Here is an 18,124-nt window from a genome sequence, read left to right on the forward strand (position 1 = left end):
CTTAAAGGCCTGTCCTTATATCTGAGTGGTATTATACGAGCACGTAGTCTACGCCCAATTCCTGCAGTTTTCTGAATTCGTCTTCCGTCGTCTTATAATCGCTCACGAGGACATTGATTTCATCCAAACCGGCAATATAATACAGCTTGTGCTTGTGGAATTTTGAATGATCGGCCAGCAAAACGACCTGATCGGCTGCGTGGATACAGGCCCGCTTGACGTCGACCTTATCCGCATTGGCCGTCATAATGCGCCAGTCCTTGGTGATGGCCTGCGTGCCTAAGAGGCAAAGATCAAAGTGCATGCACTGTACCATATTTATGGCCAATACACCACCGGTCGAATTGGATTCCCGGTCAACATGGCCGCCGACCATAATCGTATCGATACCCCGGACAGGCGACAAAATCTGAGAGATGGATAAATCATTGGTAACGACGGTCAGATCTTCCCAGTGCTGCTGGGCCATGAGCTCTGCCAGTTCATATGTCGTCGTGCCGGCATCGATGTAGACGCTCATCGAAGACTCGATAAACGACAGTGCTGTCTTGGCAATGTGCTGCTTTTCTTCCACATGGGCCAATTTACGGTTCCGGTACGTTGCTTCCTTTACGAGGGATTCGGCCAAAACGGCGCCGCCGTGGCTCTTTTCCAACAGTCCCTGTGATTCCAGTAAATGGAGATCCCGGCGGATCGTCATGGTTGTTACACCTAATTCTTCCGCCAGTTCGTTAATGGCAACGGCTTTATTTTTATATAATTCGTTTAGTATATACTGTCTGCGTTCTGCTGCCAGCATGAGGCATCCCTTCCTGTCTGAGTTAACATGATGGAAACGCTTTTCATGTTATTTATTGTTAATTTGTGTTACTTTAATTATACGTGACCACTTTGGGCTGGTCAATATCTTTGTGCTATTATTTTTCTCTTTTCCACGCAGGCCGTACAGAGCAACGGCATAGGTGTCCTTGCGTATATGTAGGAAATATGCTATGATTTAGCCATGATACATACTATATATAGTATGTTTAATAGGTAAACACCAATATATTGTATTGATCATTTTATCTTTCAGGAGGTACTACCCATGACCAGCAGCATTTTCACCAGAACCAGTGTCCGAAAATATGCCGACCGTCCTGTTGAACAGGAAAAAACGGAATATATGCTCAAAGCCGCCATGCAGGCACCGTCAGCCGGCAACCAGCAGCCTTGGGAATTCTATGTCATTACCAACAAAGAGGTGCTGGAAAAGTTATCTCATATCAGCGAATTTTCCCAACCCGCCGGCCGTGCGCCTGTAGCCATTCTGACAGTCATGCATGCCACAGGAATGCCCTATCAAAACGTAGCACCTGTAGACATGAGCATTTGCACGGAGCATTTGTGGCTCGCCTGTGATGAAATGGGCCTGGGCGGCGTCTGGGTCGGCGTAGCGCCTTTTGCCGACCGCATTGCCAAGGTCAGGGAAATCATGGACCTCCCTGAGGATCTCATGCCCTTCTCCATCTTTGCCTATGGCTATGCCGAAAAGGTCCGTCCGCAAAAGGACCGCTTTGACGAAAGCCGCATCCACTATATCCGCTAATGACACGCCAAAAAGAGCTGGGAAAAGGTTCGCCTTTTCCCAGCTCTTTTGTCATGCTTATACAGGTTCTCTGTCACCGTGGAGCCATTCTTCGCTTCGTTTGCATTCGTCAATGAGAGCCTCCATGGGCGGCGTCAAATACTTGTCTTTGCGGTACGCAATGCGGAATACACGCTTAAATTCGAGTTCACCCATGGGCACTTCCACCAGCCGTCCGTCTGCTACTTCCTTGCGTACGAGCGTGCGCGATAAGAAGGACAGGCCGAGATTGGCCATGACGGCGTTCTTAATGGCCGTCGAATTATTGTACACGCCAATGACGTGATACGGTACGTGATGCTCCTGCATGACCCGTTCGAAGAGTTCCCGCGTGCCGCTTCCTTCTTCACGGACAAAAACCGGCAAGTGATCGAGATCCCGGGCCGTTTGAATGGTCTTGTGGGCCCATTCATTTTCCGGCGACGCAATGAGTGTCAGCCAGTCCGTCAGGATAGGGACAGTCGTCAAATGGGGCGACGTAAGGCGCCCTTCGACGAGAGCCAGGTCGAGCTTATCCTCCAGGAGCAGCTGTTCCAGTTCTTCTGTATTATGGACGGCTGAAAGGATTTCCTGATCCGGCCAAAGCTGGCGGGCGTGCTGCAAGAGGTCGACGAGGAAAACATCGCCAATGGTAATGCTGGCACCGAGCCAAATGGGCAGCTGGTGCTGCAGGGCGTGCATACTCGCCTCAGCCTGCTGCTGCAAGGAAATAATCTGACTGGCCAGCTGCTCCAAATGGCGGCCGGCAGGCGTGAGAAAAATCTGGCGCCCGGACCTTTTAAAGAGTAACAGGCCGTAATGGGCTTCGAGCTCATGAATAGCCTGGGTTACGGAAGGCTGGCTAATATGCAGTTCCTTTGCCGCTTTGGTCATATTGAGAGTCTCACAGACCGTGAGAAAAATGCGTAAATGGCGAAACGTCATGAAAGATACACATCCTATTCCTATAAGTAAATGCCTATGAAATCTATTATATCTTAGTATTTTACGAAAAGGAAGACCTGGAGTATACTTATTGCATCTTAGAAATTCAATTATGCGTTAAACGCAAGTATGTCAGGAGTGTTGTCATTATGTCTTCGTTATTTCCCTTTGCCAATCGCCGCAATGCCATGATTGGCATCATCCTTACCCTGGCCTGTTCCCTTATCGGTCAGGCCCTGGCCAGCCTGCCAGGCTTTTCCCTCATCGGTCATCTCGTTTTGGCCCTCGTTTTGGGCATGGTCATTCAATTTAGTCAATCCATTACCAAAATGGCACGGGAAAGCACAGGCTTTATTGCCAATAAATTTCTTCGTGCCGGCATCATCCTTTTAGGCTTCAAGCTCAACCTGGTCATCCTCATGAGCGCCGGCCTGAAAAGTCTGGAAGCAGCGGTCTTTGTCGTAGCCATCATGATTACCATTAATTATTTCGTAGCCCGCTTCTTCCGCGTCGATCACATCCTCGCCCTCCTCACGGCCTGTGGCTGCAGCATCTGTGGTGCCGCCGCTGTCATGGGCATTTCCAGCGCTCTCAAAGCCAAAGCCGACCAGTCCGTCCTGGCTGTCGCTATCGTCGCCATTTTGGGCACGGTCTTTACCCTGGTCATCGTCTTCTTACAGCCCTTCCTCGGCTTTAGCAATGCCCAATTCGGCGTCATGGCAGGCCTGAGCCTTCATGAAATCGCCCACGCCGTCGCCGCCGGCGGCAGTGCCGGCCCGGTCGGCACGGACAGCGCCATCATCGCCAAACTCTCCCGTGTCCTTCTCCTCGCTCCGGTAGCCCTCATCCTCGGCGTCTTCGAAGCCTGGCGCCAGCGCCGCAAATCCGGCGATACGAACTCGAAATTCAAGGTTCCTATCCCCTGGTTCATGGGCGGCTTCATCATCGCCAGCGCCATCGGCTCGTACATCCCGGCCGTAGAAATCGCCGTTCCGACACTGGTCAAAATCGCCTACCTCATCCTCGGCATGGTCATGGCAGCCCTGGGCCTCAACGTCAACTTCGGCGTCATCGCCCACGAAGGCGTCCGTCCCCTCACCAGCGCCGCCCTCTGCTCCGTCGTCATCATGAGCCTGGCCTGGTTTATTGTTCGGACGTGGTTTTAAGATTAATACCTTTCTACCTGGTTTTTAATAAAAGCGTGCATCCTCTCCAACCTCTCTCGGGATGCACGCTTTTTTTGTGGAAATTTTCCTGATGAAAAGTGTGTATGGACTAAAAGCACCAAGCCAATGGCCTAATTGGTGCGAAGTATTCAATTCCAGAAAACAGAAATTTGGGAACAAAGGTGGCTCAGATTCAAATTGCCGCATGGCTCAGTTCCTGGTTAACGAACATGCTTTTAAAAACAAGGATGGGTCTAGCCCAAGCATAAGGATTGTGCTGGACCCGCCATCTTTAATACCAAGCTAAAATGATACTTTTAGGATAATCTCCTGATTTCAGATATTTTCTTAAGTAGCAAAAAACAGGACTAATATAGAAACTTGTTCCAAAATTATCTCTTTTTTCAACCGTTATGTCATCTTCATTTTTCCTATTCATAGTGACAATGCCACTCCCATATATGCGGCGTATTCGTGTACTGAAATACAGCCTTGAAGCCTACGCCAAATTTTCCTATTTTATTCTGTTTATCCTTGTTGGAAAAGGCAATCCCTGTAATGGCGTTGATATCGCCGAGGGTACCGTTTTTCTTATCCTCTCCTTCCGTATCAGGATTGGTAATGGAAAAATGACGTGTCCCATTATGGGCAAAAATCAAGCGTTCATCCTCTAACATGAACCGGGCATCCGTCGCCCCGGCATCATCGGCATTCTGCAGCAGCTCATACAGGAAATGCGCCTTATCTGAATATTTATCAGTAATACTATCCCACCAACCCGTATATGAAGGCTTTTGGAACGTCCTTACATCCTCCCGATGACTTGCGGATAATTTTTCAAAATAAACTCTCTCTTCAGCATTCAATCAAAATAACCTCCCTTTTGAGGTGTAGTATATATATATCCGGGGCTGTTACTATGCTCCGGTCCGATATTTGATACTTATGCATTCATTCTATCAGAAATTCCGATACGTGCCAACAATCACATACTTTTTTTTGGTAAACATGCGACATTCATGGATTTTTAGTAAGTACACTGCAGTAAAGGGGACGGACGGGTGTCCACTGTTAAAGTTTATCTATTTTAGAAAAAACACCGGCACAGTTTCCCCTAGTCTGTGCCGGCGCTTTACCGCTTAGTAAAAGATGAGATCATGATTCTTAAAAGCGACATTTTCCCTAAAATATCTTATCTTATCCAAATCCTCGAGGAATTTTACTGCAATAACCGTTTCTTTTCTATTAGTGGTTCCTTTCAAAGGAATGCCATTTTTGATAACGATACCTGTACCTTGTTCTGGACTAAAGATGCGTTTACCTTCGCTCTCAAGTTCTTCCATTTTTTGATTTAAAGTATCTAAGCTAATTACATGATCAATGATTTTCTTCGCAGTAGCCATATTAAGAAGATGCACATTAAGTGCTGTAAAGTCTATATCTGCTGGAATTTCTTTTTTTTCAAGATATACTCTGTGGCAAGTACGACATATTCTAACCTTAAGCGTCTTATTGCTGCCATTCCTGCAATCATATTGAATCTCGCTTCTCTTCATTGTCTTATGGCCTGCAATACATTGGACATAAGGGTTATGGGAAATAATAAGAGTTTTAAATTTCATCAAACCGATTTGATAACCTGGCTTTGAGCCCGATTCAATTGGATTAATTACGTTGTTACTACTATTTCCTTGTGTACCATTACTATCACTATGCTCTATAATTTTGCTTAATTTTACATCATAGTCTCTATCATACAATTCTCTAGGAACAGAATTGTTCTGCATAAAACTTTTATGACATAATGGGCAGGACAAAACCTTCACTTTTTTTTCATACCCATCATTTCTCTTCACATAGCCGATTTTCTCATACAACGAATAGTTATCAAAAGGGCATCGTTTTAGCATTTTTTGTGATAGATATATCTGTTTAAGAATGTCATCAGCATGTGGTGGTATCGGCGGTTTGCCTCCACTTTGCGGATTAGATTTAATCCTTTCTTTTCTCTTTTCAACCCCCAATTCTTCCAAAAAAAGCCATAATTTTTGCTTATTATCTTTGCCGACAGCTTTTATATAGCGGGGCGTATCAACATAGTGCAAAAGATTGCCGAAGTTATCTTTTTCTTCATAGTTTGGCAATCCGCTTACTGAGTCGGGCAGATAATATACATGTGTTGCCTTCTGATTATAAAACGGATGCTCTTTATAATTCCTAGCAATAAGAAATTTATGATACTTTAATTTCATGAGGAAGAAATACCGCTCCTGTTTAGAGCATTCCCAATAATAGTTGAATACGGCCTTAAAATTCTCGCAGTCTATGTCCTTGCTTTTATCGAGACCTGGTAATATGATAAACTCCATATAGTCTTTTTTCGTATAAGTCCGTATACCAAAATGATCTAATAGTTCCTGTGTACTACTGGCATCAGCTAGTCCCATGTTAATGACAGGTAGAGGCTGTGTGTTCCTTGCCCCTGAGTGTGGGACAAAGATACCAGGCCGTCTAGTGCGAATATTATAGGCTGCAACAGCATGGCGATTTTGATCCAGGAAAATCGGCTTTGTTTTCGCAGTTTCCCAGTATTGACTTTTTTCAAGTAGCCAGCGATAAAATTTAATGAGCCACGTATCTTTTTGGGCTTCTATAAATTTCACTGTAACGCCGATAAAGTCCCGAATGCGCTTACCTGCGTCAGCATAATGGCCTTTTATAAGAGATTCTTCCGGAACTTTAAGCGTAGTGAGAGAATCCAAATATCCATAAAGTGCCTGATTTACAGAGTCCTTCTTTATTTCTTCATAGCCTTGTGTTGGATATATCCAACCTACATCAGACTTGTCAAACAAACGGCGTAATTGTGCATCGTCGAACAAGGTAAGCATTGCACTATTTGCCGCCCAGTACGCATGAGCACGGTCTACATAGCCACTCTTGGTAGGAATAATTTTCTGCGTCATAAAGGACTGGTGTATAGATTCATAAAAGCGCGGCTGCCATTGAGAAAAAAGTCCAGATGTCATCTCATCTTTTTCCAAAGGAATGACAGAAAAAACCGTATCGGTCAAAACGCGCTCATTAACTTCGTTCTCTATTTGTTTGAAACCTTGCATAGCGTCTGCCGCAAGCTGCGTCAGGGTTTGAAGCAGTATTTCATTATGTGGATCATGATCTAAAATCTGGTACACGTCTGTATCCAGATGGAATGGCGCCTGGATTAAGAATTGCAAACCTGTATTTGTTTTGGTTAGAAAGAAGCAAAAGGCGTTTCTTACTATAGGTTGTAGATTACCAGCCGCATCAACCAGGAAACCTACAGCGCAGGTCCCTTCATTACTATGACGTTTGAATACCCATAAATCCGTTTCATCGGCTGGATAATTATCAGATTGACATATCAGGCGAATTTTCTTTACCCGTGTCTGGGCATCTAATTCCAGTGTATGCAAGACAAGCTTATTATACGATCCTATATGCTCATCATCGATCTTATAAGCAATATCTCGCAAATGAGTCAAAAACAAATTAGGATAATAAAGATGCTGCAATGTTCTTTTCACAATGTTATACGCTAAGTTATGAGGCAATTCTCCTTCACCTAACGGAATAATAATCCTTGTATACGACGGCTTCCGTCCAGGCGTGTCCGTAGTTAACACTTTCGGTATTCCCATCTGATCTACACGAAAAAAAATGGCCGGATCATAAACCTCAAAAGAGAAGGCAAATTGAAAAATCATTTTCAACCCTGCATTTACTTTTCCTATTTTATTATCCTTCGTGGTCGTAAAAAGATCTAATCCCGTCAAAGCATTGATATCTCCCAGTACACCTCGTTCCAAGTCCATACGTTCCGTTGCCGGATTAGTAATCGTAAGCGGGCGTTTTCCTGCATAAGAAAAAATCAAGCGGTCTTTTTCAAGGACAAAACGTGCCACTGTTGCTTCGGCATCATCAGCCAATTGAAGTAATGCAAACAAAAACTGCTTTCTTCGGAAATTAACAAATTGACCAGGATCATCGCATATGCTATGCCTAGCCGGATGGATCTTACGCGTTTCTATCAATTTTTGGAAATACATTTCTACTGTCTGATTCAATGATACCAACCTCCCTCTTGAGGTATTGTATTCGCAATTCTTATTCTTTTATTCTACCAAAGGCTTAGGTGCGTGACAATCATCATGTGTTATTTCTTAACAAAGTGATTTGTCATGATAGTCTAATAAAATTCGTGTCTTCTTATTTATAGAATACGCCATACTGGAGTCTTTGTGGTCGCCTTCAAAGCGACATTACCCCCGTAACAGCTGGTGGTAGTTCGTAATTTTGTCTGATAACGGCACAAAGGTCTGCCGGTTGATATGGTATTTGTTGCCGAAGCAGTTTTCCCTTATTACATATAGTTTAGCAAAATGTAGGGACATATGTCTGTCCTATCAAACTATTTGTTATCTATTCTAATAATCCTTTTTCTACACAAAAAGACGCCTGAAATCTCAGAAATGTTGAGAGTCCAGGCGCCTAAAGTGGTGCCATTATACTATAGCTTTGTCAGTCTGCAGCGCTACACTGAGCGGGTGTTTTGTTGTTTACTGCATATCATATGGCATGCCGGTTTTTCTCCGGCTTTGCCGATACCTTCTCTTGAGAAGGCTAGCGTCTCTTATTTGTACGAAATACCCCGTGCTTCAAATACCCTTGCCAGCCGGCGGGCGTGTTCGTCTTCTTGCGGGATTGTGGCGAGGATTACGTCGGCTACGTCCGGGAAGCCTGCGTCACGGACTTTTTGTGCCAATGCGGTTAAGGTTTCTTTGGCGCTGGCTTCGGCTTGGTAGAAGGCGACGGCCCGTTTCCAGAGGGTGGCTTCGTCGTTAGCGCCTAAGCCTAGCATGGCGCCATAGGTGCCGCCGTGGGCTGAGTCTTCGTGTGCATTCAAGGACATGGCTTCGGCCAGGTCGTCCAGGCCGGCAGCTTTAGCCTGTGCGGCTAAGACGTAGTAGGAGTCGGAGCCGTGTACTTCTGCCGTGTGCAGAGTTTTAATGAGTTCTTCGATGGCCGTTCCTTTTGCGTTGTCATGTAATTCCATGGGTATCCTTCTCCTTTATGCAAAATACTATTTTGTTAAATTATATTTACTTCAATTATTATACCATATATAATTTCAATAGCAACAAAGGTTTTCAAAAACAAAAAAACTGCCTCGTCTAAGCTAGTATGGCGAGGCAGCTTGGTTCGTCTGACTATATGCAATTAGTGATATGCCGGGGCCGTGGCCAGAGCCGGCGTTTTCATCATCCGGATCAGGCAGATTTCGATGTATTGCACGCTGGCGTCGATGGCGTAGACACCAGTACGAATGTGTCTGTATTCATCTACGTCGAGTGTATTGGCCAGTTCTGTCTTAATCGTCTGCAAGCGGCTCAAGATACGGCTACAAGCAAGGCCGATGGTGTTGATTCCCGTAACAGATCGAATGAGCCCGGCAATGTGCTCTACTTCTTTTTCAATGCTGGTAATGCTGGAAAATACGCTTGAATCCGGTTCCATGTCAAATACTGCAAGGAGGGCTGTTTTCAGCTTGGCCACATCAGCATTGATCTGCTCGCACGCAGATTGGATGCGAACCATATCGTTTTGCGTATCAGAAGATTGATTTTTTCGGTGAGACTTGTACATGATGATGCACCCTCTTTTTACCATAACAAACGGCGACATTTTTTATATATCTATTTTAATATAACTATTCGAAAAGTTCAATCGTAACACAATACGTAATTCGCATAAGAGGTATAGATTGAAGCTATTTTTGCAAGAATGGTCCCACAAATCCAAGCAGTTCCATCTATTTCTCTCAAAAGGTACGCAAAAAAGGCGCAAAAACAAGGATCTGTACCTCGTTTTTACGCCATTTTTCTGTATTAACCACTACACATTACGTGCCTTAGTAAATCAGCTATTTTCCTCTCGTTCTTTTATGCTTTGTCCGTCTTCATAGAGCCAGGCTTCTCTTCCGTTAGCCGTACCACCACGGATGCATGATGCCGCCATAGAAGGACTGGAAAAAGAATAATCTACTGCAAATACATTATTTTTTACAATGCCTCGTTCCCTCAAAAGCTCTCTATGGTGATGCACACTAGAGGGACAGGATTTGCGCTCATTCAGGCAAATTCCCGAATCCTTAAGGACGACGAAACATTTTCCATCCAAATAGCCTCTGGCCACTGCCTTATGGCCGGAAAGGTGCAGGATTTCTCGTTCTGGTTTTATTCCTGATGATGGCTTTTCCTGTTTGCCTTGTTCCAGATCTTTCAAAGACACGCCATCTTTATTTTTCCACTCTTTCAACCCATTAGAGCTTTTGCCGCAGACAAAGGAAGCCGCATAGGATGGGCTGCTAAAACGGATATTTTCCTGAAGAATGCTATTTTGATCAATGATCCGGGCATATTCTTTCCGGGCCTTGCGTATGCCATTAGGGGCCGATGCAGACAGATTCGGGTAGATATAGCTCCCCTTGAGTACCCAGAAGCCGTCTTCCGTCATGCGGCACAGACCTCTGCCTCCTTTACCGCCGTTACGGCTGAAATATAGGAGGTCTTCAGCCTGCATATTTGCTGTCACAAGCCGCATGGATTCCAGTGTCCGATGGCCAAGGACCGGCAAAATCAGTTCAGCATTCCGTATAAACTGCTCCAATTCATCGCGCACAGCCTTCGACAAGGGTGACTGTGTTGGCGTATTGCTATTTTTCACGACATCCCGCTCAGCTTCCTTTGCCAGCGTATAGAAACGATGTTCCAAATATTTGACCCGCGCCTTGTCTAGTGATCCATCAGTGGCAACAAAGGTAATGGCCTCTTTCCAGTATGTATCATTTTTTTGAAATGTATGGTCCTGGTCGATTCGTCTAAGCACGTTATCTGCTTCGCCTACATAGACGAAATCGTTTCCCGTGGCGTCGTCCTTGCCAAAGAGAAAATACACTCCAGGTCCACTTAACAAGCAGTAATCTTCATCACCATTTACAAATTCCTTCAAATCGCCGTATGGAATCTTATAGGCCACACAGTTCCAATTCGATAACCGCGCCACCCATCGTCCGGCAGCCTCTCCGTCCATGAGATATAGTGATATATTTTTCCCCAATGGAGCCATGCCTTCCACTCCCGTTTCCATTATTTTCCAGCCCCCTGTCGGATCATTTTGTTATTATTGTACCAAAAAACAGCGTATCGCGCGAGTATGCGCATTACGCTGCTGTTCGTTGTCGCTTCCAGCCTTTATCGGCGGCTTCGCAGCCCCTTTCCTCGTCTCAGGAAAAGCTTACCTATTCCTTTTTTTCTTGTTGTTCCTTTGTCCATTCGCGGATGGCGCTTAGGGATTGGACCAGTTTTAGGCCTGTTTCTGTGAGGGAGTATTCGACGTGGGGCGGGATTTCGTTGAATTGGGTCCGGCAGATGATGTCTTCGGCTACGAGTTCTTTGAGGATTTTGGTCAGCATCATGTCCGTAATGCCGTCGAGTTCTCTTTTCAGTTGGTTGAAGCGGATGTTCTTTGCTTCGTAGATGGTCCAGATCAGTTTAATTTTCCATTTGCCGCCTAAGAGATTGGCTGTGTATTCTAGGGGGCAGTCTGAAAATTGTGCGGCCAAGGTGGCGGAAAATGCCATTTCTCTCTTTTTATATAGTATCTCTCCTATTTTTGCGTTCTTGTGATCCTGTCTAAAGTCCGTATAATGGGTACCATAAACGAGATAGTAAGTGTATTCCAAAGGAGAGATTCTCATGAAAATTGAAATATGGTCCGATTATGCTTGCCCGTATTGCTATATTGGTGAAACGAGATTGAAGAAAGCCCTGCAGGCGCTGCCCCAGGAGGCATCGATAGATGTCGTGTTCCGCGCGTTTGAGCTGGACCCCAGTGCGCCTAAGGAAGTGACTTCGACGACGCCGGCCCGGTTTGCCAAGAAGTATGGTTTGTCCGAAGCGGGGGCTTTGCAGACCATCCATGGCATTTCCCATATGGGCGTCCAAGAGGGCCTTGATTTCAAGTATGCTACGACCCGCTATACGAACACCTTCGACGCCCATAGATTGACGAAATATGCGCAGAGCAAGGGGAATACGGCTCTTATCGAAGCCTTGTTCCAGGCCTATTTCAGCAAGAATCAGGAACTAAGTGACCAGGACCTGCTCTTGCAGCTTGCTACGGAAGCGGGCTTAGATCCGCTGGAAGCCAAGAACGTGCTACAAGGTGATGCCTTTGCCCAGGACGTGCGGGACGACGAAAAGGCTGCCTATATGAATGGCATCAACGCTGTGCCCTTCTTCCTCATCAACGGGAAATATTCCATCTCAGGTGCCCAGCCGGCAGAGCTGATTCAGGAAGCACTGGGAAACATTCTGGAAGAAGAAAAAGAAGCCCAGACCGAAGCTGCAGAATCGGCCGGCATGGCCTGCGGTATCAACGGCTGCAGTTTCTGAGGCTAGGCCATGATTCAGACATTATTGGTAAAAGGATATTTTTCCACGTACTGCTACCTCTTCATTGATGAAAAGACGAAGCATGGCTTTCTCATCGATGCGCCGTCTGAAGCGGACAAGCTGGCTGAACTGGTACGGGAAAAAGGCTATACCATCGAAAAAATCCTGCTCACGCACGGTCACTTCGACCATACGGCAGCAGCCAACGAGCTGAGCCGGACATGGCAAGCGCCGGTCCTCATCCACGCTGCAGGAAAACGCTACGTCAAAGACACGGTCTGGAATCTCTCGGCAGCCTGCGGCCTCCACGTCGTCGTCGATCCTGTAACCTATCTGCGTGGCGACGAAACCATCACCCTGGCAGCCAATCCTGCCGTAGCCCTGCAAGTACTCCCTACACCGGGCCACACTCCTGACAGTGTAACCTACTACAGCGCCGCTGATCACGCCGCTTTCGTCGGCGATACCATCTTTGCCGGCAGCTTTGGCAGCAGCGGCTACTATGGCGGCGATCTGCCGGCACTGATGCACAGCATCTTTGAACGTATCCTGGTTCTCCCGGACGACACGGTCCTCTACTCCGGCCACAGCGAGCCCACCACAGTCTACGCCGAAAAAAGCCGCATCAGCCAGGCTTTTCCTCGAAAATGAAACCTTTATCCAGTAGCTTTTCCCCGGCATTTCCTGTAAAATATTAGAGAAACTACATCAACCAGAAATGAGGAGAGATTCTTATGGCACAGGAACAATTGCACTTTGCTTCAGATTATCAGGAAGGGGCTCATCCCCGGATTTTACAGCGCTTGATCGATACGAATTTAATGCAGACGCCGGGCTACGGGACCGATGAAATTTGCGAGTCTGCCCGGGCACGGATCCGCGAGGCCTGTGCGGCACCGCAGGCGGCTGTTCATTTTCTGACCGGCGGGACACAGACGAATGCCATCGTCATCAAGGCAGTCTTGCAGCCTTATCAGGGCGTCGTGTCGGCCGTAAGCGGTCACGTTAGTGTTCACGAAGCCGGCGCCATCGAAGCCGGTGGTCATAAGGTAATGACCATTCCCTCGGAATCGGGAAAGATTTCTGCTGCGGCAGTCGAACAGTTTGTAGCCGACTACGAAGGCGATGACAACAAAGCACACATGGTCATGCCGGGAATGGTCTATCTGTCCCAGCCTAACGAATTTGGCGTACTCTATTCTTTAGAAGAACTGACCGCCATTAGCAACGTCTGCCGCCGTCATCATTTGCCTTTGTTCCTCGATGGCGCCCGCCTGGCCTACGCCCTGGCCTGCCCGGAAAACGACGTATCCCTGGCAGACATTGCCCGCCTGTGCGACGTCTTTTACATTGGCGGCACGAAATGCGGCGCCCTCTTAGGCGAAGCCGTCGTCTTGCCAAATCCGGACCTTATCCCTCATTTCTTCACCATAATTAAGCAAAACGGTGCCCTCTTGGCAAAAGGCCGCGTCTTAGGCATCCAATTCGACGAACTCTTCAAAGACAACCTCTACGCAGAACTCTGCAAAACAGCGATCGACTGCGCACACCGCATCAAAGCAGCCTTGCAAGAAGCAGGCCTGCCACTCTGCTTCGACTCCCAGACCAATCAAATCTTCTTCATCATCGACAACGAAAAGATGAAAAAACTGGGAGAAAAAGCCGTCTACAACTTCGGCGAAAAATACGACGAAAGCCACTCCATCATCCGCTTCTGCACCAGCTGGGCAACGACAGTAGAAAACACAGAAAAACTATGCGAAATCATTAAAAGCTTATAAGAATTCAAAAAAGCCAGGCCAAAACGGCCTGGCTTTTGCATTCCCTGCACTTAGATATACTGCGTCTGTGTGTTGCTTTCCTCACATAGGGGGGGGGGAATACGCGCTGCCTCAGGCAGCGTGGGAAAGAGACGAATCCGCACACGTACCTGCTCAACAAACAAACTCACAGTTTAGCTATGTTACGTTATCTTGGTCCCTCATGCCGCGGCTCTGCTGCTTCCCAGCCCATATACGTTCTGACCCATTCTACAACCACCTTATCCGCCGGCAGCCAATCCACACTTTCCATAGTATCTGCTGTGAGCCATTTAGCGGCCATATGATCGACAAGAGTCAAATGACCGGCAGCTACCTGGCAGATGTAGCACGCCATAGAGAGATGAAACGCCGAATAGTCGTATTCCACAGTCCCCAAATACGTCCCGACAGCAATCTCCGTCTGTAGCTCTTCCAGGATTTCCCGCCGTAACGCCGCCTCCGGCGTCTCTCCTGCTTCGATCTTGCCGCCAGGAAACTCCCAGCCGCCCTTTTGCTCACCATAGCCGCGCTGCGTCGCGTAAACGCGGGTGCCGTCCGTAATGACCGCGGCTACTACGTGGATTGTCTTCATACATTTCCCTCCGTCAGGCCTAAAAAATCAGCCCGGCTCACTTCTATACCACTGCGGGCTAAGCGTTCGCCTCGTTCATCATAGAACTTTGTCAAAATGCGTTCCTTGTCTTCTGGTCTCCCGTAATGCAGCAAACGATGGCACACAGGGCAAAGACAGACGACATTAGCGTAAACGTCCAGGCTGTAGGAAAAGTTTTTTTGCTTCTTCAAGGGAATCACGTGATGGCCTTCCATATAGGGATGAGACGTATGGTTGACGATAAACGTTTGATGATCCGGATTGGCCTCACAACGATATAAAGCCGCTTCGGTCACCTGCTTTTTGATAATTCCGGAGCGCTTATATTGCTGCACCGTGGTCTGATAATAGGCCTTGACCAAAATAGGCGTATCCAGCTTTTTTATTTCATCCTGCGGATCCGTACTTTGCCGAAACCACTCCCCTTGGACGAATCCCATATAGCGGTGGAGAGCCACGCTGTACATACGATTGCCACGCTGATTCAACGCCAAGAAATCCGCATCATGCATAAGGATTTCCTCATACTGCACGAGCCGATCCAAATCGGTGATTTCAAAAATCGACTGGCTCACCAGCTTCTTTTCCATGAGATAGCGGCTAATCGTCGTTTGCAACGCGCCAACGTAATGATTAGCCGATGATTGGGAAATCCCTCGGATTTTTAAAAGATAGTTTATGAAATAATCCTTCAGCGTGTAATTCGTACCCGTTTGCCTGTTCCCATCCATAAAGATCCCTGCTTTCCGTTTTGATAAGTTTATTATACCGTAGTCAGAGATATAGCAAAAGCATCCTATGCGGACATTTTTCTTAGCTTTAGAAAGCCCAACATGCCGGACAAAGGATTGTCCTTTATATTTTAATTTTCGATTAATTTATCTTACGTATGTCCTTTCTTATAGTTGTAAAATAAATTCTTCTAGTATGACCGTAAAATAGGCATTTATCCGTATTTACAGGTTAGGTTTTCTTATGCTATATTGATATCATAATTATCATATACGGGCCGCTCAGACAGCGGTCGCAGCGAGGAGACGAGTTCCATGTTTAGAAAAGTGCTTTTATTTTTATGTCTCATGGTGTTTTCCATGGGAGCTGCTTCAGCGCAATACGAAGAATGGTCCAGCAAGACCTTTCCATTCCAGTCCATCAAGACGATTATGGTCGCGCCAATCAATTATCCGAACAATAATGTTCCTGAAGTGAGCAAGCGGAACATCGATGATGTCACAGCCCAAAAGCTAAACCTGAAAAACGTAAAGATCATGACTTTTGCAGACATCACCGCCATTATGACCCACGACGGCTACGATTTTTCGAAGCATACACCACAAGAAGTATTAGCGGACGAAATCAAGGTCATTGGCCAATATACAGATGCCACGCTCTTCATCAACGTGTTAGAGTACAGCACAGGCAGCACGTACATTGAACCTTCAAGCTATACATATCAGACGACAGATACGTCAACAGTTAAAAATCTGCAGGGAAATATTGTCGGCTACACCTCAACACCGACTACACATGAAGTCCATGTTCCTGGAGGAAATGTACCTATGCCTACCGCTAACATCGAATTCGCTCTTTACGACAGCAAATCCCAGCAGCTCATCTTCTCTCGTAAAGACGATCGGGCCCGTGCCAATGTCACCCGTTTGAATCACACCACACCGCAAAGCCTGTACAAACGAATTATTTCCAGTTGCTCCAGTTCTCTCAATCGACTAATTGGCGCAAAAGACTAAATTTCAATCATATAAACAGCCAGGTCTCAGACAAGAAATATTTGTCTAAGACCTGGCTGTTTTACTGTAACCTCAAAATGATGTTATCAAGTTATCATTGCACATGCCGCAACGGAAAAATCCACACCTTGCGCGGATGATCTTCTTCATCATCTTGAACCTCCTGGTATGGCTCTCCGGCCAATTCTACTTCACCGCAGTACGTGTATGCATCGGTCTTAAAGACCTCAAAAAGATGGACTGTAAGATCAGTTGTACGCGATTGAGCCAATCTTTTATTTGCGCCGCTTAAGATCTGATCTCCCTTTTTCCCGGTACCAGTATAATACAGTATATCCCCTCGCCAATTGTCATTATACAAGTGTCTCGTATGATCAAGCAGCAATACTAATGTTTCTGTTGCACTAGAGTAGCGCATGCCACCCATATTAGCACATTTAAAGGCCTTGTACATCTCTTCATGCTTTACTACACTTCCTACTTTAAACGGTGGTTGAAAGCCCATAATAGTTCCCCCCTACATATTCGTGTTCTAAGCCAATTTACAACACTCCTGTCCGCCGGCAGTCAGTATGTTTTGATATGTATATTATACCTTAGTTAGAGACAAAGCAAAAGCATTCTCCAAATAGTTATGCCGAAGCAAAAAAGGTGAAGAGTCTTTTTTTATGGTGACCCATTGGATACGGGTGATTCTAACGGCCTTGATGGAAACATGGCTCAGGAGCAAGGCTTTAATCCATACAGCTGCGGGCGTTGTAATCCGAGTTCTGAGATACTTGAAATCTAGGTTCTCATTGAAGTCTGGCCGTATTGCTGGCATTGATTGCGGTGGAATAGACATGGATTTATTCTTCCTATTTTTATCGCTATTACCATAACGGAGCATCCCGTTCACTTTTTCAATTCCCTTTTTCATTTTTAATCTCTGCAACTTTCACATTCCACAGAAATCCGTGAAGAACCAAAAGAAAAGCCCTCAACTGTCACGAAACAGGTGAGGGCAAATCTGTTACCACTTATTCATCCAATGGCTGCATCAATTCATCGTTACGCAGGAGTTGCAGCAATTGCTCCTTGTCCTCTGGCGTCGTGACACGATACTCCTGTTTGGCGTACCACAAGGCATCCCTTTCGTCTACTATCTCCGGTGCTGATGCCATAATGTATGGATTTTTCATGGCATACGCCTGAATCGCCTCACGCTCTGCCATGAGCACGCCCATATCTAAAAAGGCGTTGATTACGCTGCAGGTATACTGTTTCGTGTCTTCCAGACGATGAAACTCATCATCTGATGCGACCAGAATATCCTCTGCCGTCAGAACCCGTTTCCAATTCGTCTTCAATCCCCCAGCTGCTATCTCTTCGAGCCAACCCGCTGGTAATGCCAAAAACATACTCATTCACTCCTTCCCATCGCATACGAAATAATTATAGCTTTATTATATCATATTGATAAGTTTTAGAGAACAAAAATCCCAGCAAAAACTTGACTGATAGGCTCGTGAGACGGGTCAGTTTTACGTGTAAAGCAACATAGCCCTGCCTCAGCAGAATCTGAACCGCTCCCCGTCAAGTAGACAGAGCAAAAAATAAAACATGTACTTATTACTGCCACCGATATCCGGTGGCAGTTTTTATGCTGCCACGTAATAGTTATTGTGCTTTTCCATCGGGGTTACTACACCCAGTTTTCTCTGTAAACGCTTAGTATTGTAATAGCCAATGTAATCCTCAATCATTGCA

Annotated in this window: 20 protein-coding genes; 6 read left to right on the forward strand and 14 right to left on the reverse strand. The window is 46.2% G+C overall.

The genetic code is table 11. The annotated features are described in order from the left end of the window. Nucleotides 1-31 precede the first annotated feature (31 nt). Nucleotides 32-799, reverse strand: coding sequence for a DeoR/GlpR family DNA-binding transcription regulator (locus tag H8J70_RS09780; RefSeq protein WP_186503998.1), 768 nt, complete (start codon nucleotides 797-799; stop codon nucleotides 32-34). Between the two features lie 288 nt (nucleotides 800-1,087). On the opposite strand from H8J70_RS09780, the gene H8J70_RS09785 reads away from it, so the two are divergent. Beyond that, entirely contained in the window at nucleotides 1,088-1,588 is a 501-nt protein-coding gene (locus H8J70_RS09785; RefSeq protein WP_186504000.1) for a nitroreductase family protein, read from the forward strand. A gap of 57 nt (nucleotides 1,589-1,645) precedes the next feature. On the opposite strand, the gene H8J70_RS09790 is transcribed toward H8J70_RS09785, so the two are convergent. Then, nucleotides 1,646-2,551 carry a LysR family transcriptional regulator gene (locus H8J70_RS09790; protein WP_186504002.1) on the reverse strand — a complete coding sequence of 302 codons (906 nt, stop codon included), beginning with the start codon at nucleotides 2,549-2,551 and terminating at the stop codon, nucleotides 1,646-1,648. Between the two features lie 149 nt (nucleotides 2,552-2,700). Between H8J70_RS09790 and H8J70_RS09795 the strand changes: the two genes are divergently transcribed. Continuing rightward, nucleotides 2,701-3,717 (forward strand): YeiH family protein, encoded by a 1,017-nt coding sequence (locus H8J70_RS09795; protein WP_186504005.1) that lies wholly within the window; start codon nucleotides 2,701-2,703, stop codon nucleotides 3,715-3,717. A 431-nt stretch (nucleotides 3,718-4,148) separates the two neighbouring features. Here H8J70_RS09795 and H8J70_RS12890 read toward each other — a convergent pair whose 3' ends face one another. The 6 genes from H8J70_RS12890 to H8J70_RS09825 all read right to left on the reverse strand — a co-directional run bounded on the left by H8J70_RS12890 (nucleotide 4,149) and on the right by H8J70_RS09825 (nucleotide 11,398). Further along, complete coding sequence (locus H8J70_RS12890) at nucleotides 4,149-4,583, reverse strand: sacsin N-terminal ATP-binding-like domain-containing protein (RefSeq protein ID WP_425489125.1); 435 nt, start codon at nucleotides 4,581-4,583, stop codon at nucleotides 4,149-4,151. 273 nt (nucleotides 4,584-4,856) lie between these two features. Next, nucleotides 4,857-7,823 (reverse strand): hypothetical protein, encoded by a 2,967-nt coding sequence (locus H8J70_RS09805; RefSeq protein WP_186504008.1) that lies wholly within the window; start codon nucleotides 7,821-7,823, stop codon nucleotides 4,857-4,859. A gap of 566 nt (nucleotides 7,824-8,389) precedes the next feature. Then, nucleotides 8,390-8,812 (reverse strand): ferritin family protein, encoded by a 423-nt coding sequence (locus H8J70_RS09810; protein ID WP_186504010.1) that lies wholly within the window; start codon nucleotides 8,810-8,812, stop codon nucleotides 8,390-8,392. A gap of 164 nt (nucleotides 8,813-8,976) precedes the next feature. Beyond that, nucleotides 8,977-9,402 (reverse strand): hypothetical protein, encoded by a 426-nt coding sequence (locus H8J70_RS09815; RefSeq protein ID WP_186504012.1) that lies wholly within the window; start codon nucleotides 9,400-9,402, stop codon nucleotides 8,977-8,979. 273 nt (nucleotides 9,403-9,675) lie between these two features. Further along, on the reverse strand, nucleotides 9,676-10,905 hold the full coding sequence (locus H8J70_RS09820) for a GIY-YIG nuclease family protein (protein WP_222433667.1): 1,230 nt from the start codon (nucleotides 10,903-10,905) through the stop codon (nucleotides 9,676-9,678). Between the two features lie 151 nt (nucleotides 10,906-11,056). Next, the gene (locus H8J70_RS09825; RefSeq protein ID WP_186504015.1) at nucleotides 11,057-11,398 is read right to left on the reverse strand and encodes a winged helix-turn-helix transcriptional regulator; all 342 of its coding nucleotides are present in this window, start codon (nucleotides 11,396-11,398) and stop codon (nucleotides 11,057-11,059) included. Between the two features lie 115 nt (nucleotides 11,399-11,513). Here H8J70_RS09825 and H8J70_RS09830 point away from each other — a divergent pair, with 115 nt between their 5' ends. The 3 genes from H8J70_RS09830 to H8J70_RS09840 all read left to right on the forward strand — a co-directional run bounded on the left by H8J70_RS09830 (nucleotide 11,514) and on the right by H8J70_RS09840 (nucleotide 13,993). Next, nucleotides 11,514-12,212 carry a DsbA family oxidoreductase gene (locus H8J70_RS09830; RefSeq protein WP_186504017.1) on the forward strand — a complete coding sequence of 233 codons (699 nt, stop codon included), beginning with the start codon at nucleotides 11,514-11,516 and terminating at the stop codon, nucleotides 12,210-12,212. 9 nt (nucleotides 12,213-12,221) lie between these two features. After that, nucleotides 12,222-12,863: an MBL fold metallo-hydrolase gene (locus H8J70_RS09835; protein ID WP_186504018.1), complete on the forward strand. Its 642-nt coding sequence runs from the start codon at nucleotides 12,222-12,224 to the stop codon at nucleotides 12,861-12,863. An 83-nt stretch (nucleotides 12,864-12,946) separates the two neighbouring features. After that, nucleotides 12,947-13,993 carry a threonine aldolase family protein gene (locus H8J70_RS09840; RefSeq protein ID WP_186504019.1) on the forward strand — a complete coding sequence of 349 codons (1,047 nt, stop codon included), beginning with the start codon at nucleotides 12,947-12,949 and terminating at the stop codon, nucleotides 13,991-13,993. Nucleotides 13,994-14,180: 187 nt separating this feature from the next. On the opposite strand, the gene H8J70_RS09845 is transcribed toward H8J70_RS09840, so the two are convergent. After that, nucleotides 14,181-14,606, reverse strand: coding sequence for a (deoxy)nucleoside triphosphate pyrophosphohydrolase (locus tag H8J70_RS09845; protein WP_186504020.1), 426 nt, complete (start codon nucleotides 14,604-14,606; stop codon nucleotides 14,181-14,183). Continuing rightward, nucleotides 14,603-14,827, reverse strand: a complete 225-nt coding sequence (locus H8J70_RS12895; RefSeq protein WP_425489126.1) for a hypothetical protein — start codon at nucleotides 14,825-14,827, stop codon at nucleotides 14,603-14,605. The genes H8J70_RS09845 and H8J70_RS12895 overlap by 4 nt, the downstream gene beginning before the upstream one ends. 846 nt (nucleotides 14,828-15,673) lie before the next feature. Between H8J70_RS12895 and H8J70_RS09855 the strand changes: the two genes are divergently transcribed. Beyond that, entirely contained in the window at nucleotides 15,674-16,375 is a 702-nt protein-coding gene (locus tag H8J70_RS09855; protein ID WP_186504025.1) for a hypothetical protein, read from the forward strand. A gap of 94 nt (nucleotides 16,376-16,469) precedes the next feature. On the opposite strand, the gene H8J70_RS09860 is transcribed toward H8J70_RS09855, so the two are convergent. From H8J70_RS09860 to H8J70_RS12900, 4 genes are all read right to left on the reverse strand, one after another. Continuing rightward, nucleotides 16,470-16,880, reverse strand: a complete 411-nt coding sequence (locus H8J70_RS09860) for an SRA domain-containing endonuclease (protein ID WP_186504026.1) — start codon at nucleotides 16,878-16,880, stop codon at nucleotides 16,470-16,472. Between the two features lie 84 nt (nucleotides 16,881-16,964). Continuing rightward, on the reverse strand, nucleotides 16,965-17,294 hold the full coding sequence (locus H8J70_RS12515) for a hypothetical protein (protein WP_222433668.1): 330 nt from the start codon (nucleotides 17,292-17,294) through the stop codon (nucleotides 16,965-16,967). A gap of 100 nt (nucleotides 17,295-17,394) precedes the next feature. After that, nucleotides 17,395-17,775, reverse strand: a complete 381-nt coding sequence (locus H8J70_RS09865; RefSeq protein WP_186504028.1) for a hypothetical protein — start codon at nucleotides 17,773-17,775, stop codon at nucleotides 17,395-17,397. A 240-nt stretch (nucleotides 17,776-18,015) separates the two neighbouring features. Next, entirely contained in the window at nucleotides 18,016-18,120 is a 105-nt protein-coding gene (locus H8J70_RS12900) for an IS3 family transposase (RefSeq protein WP_425489114.1), read from the reverse strand. Nucleotides 18,121-18,124: the final 4 nt, after the last annotated feature.

Source organism: Megasphaera hominis, from assembly GCF_014269395.1.
In the GTDB taxonomy this organism is placed as follows: Bacteria; Bacillota; Negativicutes; order Veillonellales; family Megasphaeraceae; genus Megasphaera; species Megasphaera hominis.